Genomic DNA, 328 nt, shown 5'->3' with positions numbered 1-328 from the left:
GCGCCTCACCCTCTTGCCTCACCGCTTCAAAACACATCTGCTCGGTCCGGAAGTTTCTCGGCACAAAGAAAATCGCCATACCCTTCTGCCTCACCGCTTCGCGGCACATCTGCTCCGTCAGGAGGTCTTTCGGCACATGTTGCAAGGCAGCTCCGGCTTGCCTGACCGCCTCAAGGCAGATCCCCGGAAACCGAGCGCTCTCCGGCACAAATCGCAACGCCCGGCCGTTTTGCCTCACCGCATCGTAGCATATCTCCTTCGTCATAAGATGTCCCGGCACATCCTCCAACGCCATACCGTTTTGCCTCACCGCTTCAAGGCAAATCTC

Annotated in this window: 1 protein-coding gene; it reads right to left on the bottom strand. The window is 58.2% G+C overall.

Annotated features, from left to right (window positions below; translation table 11 throughout):
• Positions 1-295: DUF4116 domain-containing protein (locus E1297_RS00425; protein ID WP_244327580.1), on the bottom strand; the 295-nt coding region annotated here is incomplete at its 3' end.
• Positions 296-328 lie beyond the last annotated feature (33 nt).

It is taken from the genome of Roseibium sp. RKSG952, assembly GCF_009711355.1.
This window is presented reverse-complemented; position numbering and strand designations above follow the sequence as displayed.